Below are 1435 nucleotides of genomic sequence, written 5' to 3' on the forward strand. Positions count from 1 at the left end.
GTTAACTTGTGCAGTAGACATGGAAAATTGTAAAACAAACCTTGACGCACAGTTCAAGGGAGGGCAAAAGGCCTTTGAAGTGGTTTATCTGGACGATGCCAAAACTTTAATGAGCAAAGATGCAAGTGGTCTCGAAAAAGCTGGGACACTTATTCAGATTATTCCGGTTTTCAAGGCATATAAAGTTGTCAAAAAGACAGATAAGGCAATAGACTCAGGTAAGGAAGTTATTAAATACACTAAAAAAGCAAAGAAAGCATGTAACTGCTTTACAAGTGGAACTAAGGTTCTTACAGACGAAGGGGAGAAACCTATCGAGGAAATCGAGGTAGGTGACAAAGTTCTAGCCAAAGACGATGAAACAGGCGAGATGGCTTACAAGGAAGTCGAGTGGCTCTTCCAACGTGATGTTGAGGAAACGTATAATATTACTGTTGGTGGCGAAGTCATAACAACAACTGATGAGCATCCGTTTTGGATTGTCGGCAAAGGATGGGTGGAAGCACAGCATCTTGCGGTGGGCGATGTTCTGACAACCTCAGATGGTATTAAATTAGCAATAGAAAAGATTGAGGTTAAGCAGGAACATGTTACAGTCTACAACTTTAAGGTGAAGGACTTCCATACCTACTTTGTATCTAACCTTGGTATTTGGACGCATAATGCATGTGGACCGTATCAGTGGGGGAATAAAAATACATTACAAGACCATTTTGACCGACATGGCTCTGACTTTGGGGCGAAGAATTCTACTGAGTATGCGCAAATGGCTAATGATTTCTTTAAGAATAGAAATAAATACGAAGTAAAGGTAGATACTGACGGTACAATTAGAGTTTATGACCCAAAAACAAATACTTTCGGTTCTTACAATGCTGATGGAACATCAAAAACATTTTATAAGCCAACAAGAGGACGAGCTTATTGGGATGACCAGCCCGGAAAATGAGGAGGATTACATGAATCGAGTTTGCTTAGTGTGCAACTATCAGGAACTATATGAACCACCGTATGATAATAGAGGTGTACCTTCTGACGAGATATGTCCATGCTGTGGATTCCATTATGGTTTTGATGATGATGGGTACAGCAACAAGGAAGAGGCTTTTAAACTGTGGCTAGATAAGTGGATAAAGGATGGTTGTCCATGGTTTTCTAAGAGTAGGAAGCCACCAAAAAATTGGAATCCTGCTGAACAACTAAAATAAGAAATAAAATTTACTTTGACCTTGAGGGTGGCGATCCTCAAGGTCTTTCTTTTACCCCCACCCAGTGCAGAATGAATCGAGTGGTACACTTTGAAGGAACCTAACCTTCATCTCCTCCGTATGATATTCCTCTAATATGTTTGTACGTGAGATTTAATGAAAAGGTAAAGTTGAACAGGTCGATTATGGCCAGATGACACCATGCATGACCTTTTGTTGACTTAAAA

At 40.1% G+C, this 1435-nt stretch carries 1 protein-coding gene; it reads left to right on the top strand.

Annotated features, from left to right (window positions below; all coding sequences use genetic code 11):
• A partial coding sequence (locus tag PBA01S_RS22555; RefSeq protein ID WP_255315427.1) for a polymorphic toxin-type HINT domain-containing protein occupies positions 1–949 on the top strand: 949 nt, incomplete at its 5' end.
• Positions 950–1435 lie beyond the last annotated feature (486 nt).

It is taken from the genome of Paenibacillus barengoltzii NBRC 101215 (genome assembly GCF_004000745.1).
In the GTDB taxonomy this organism is placed as follows: domain Bacteria; phylum Bacillota; class Bacilli; order Paenibacillales; family Paenibacillaceae; genus Fontibacillus; species Fontibacillus barengoltzii.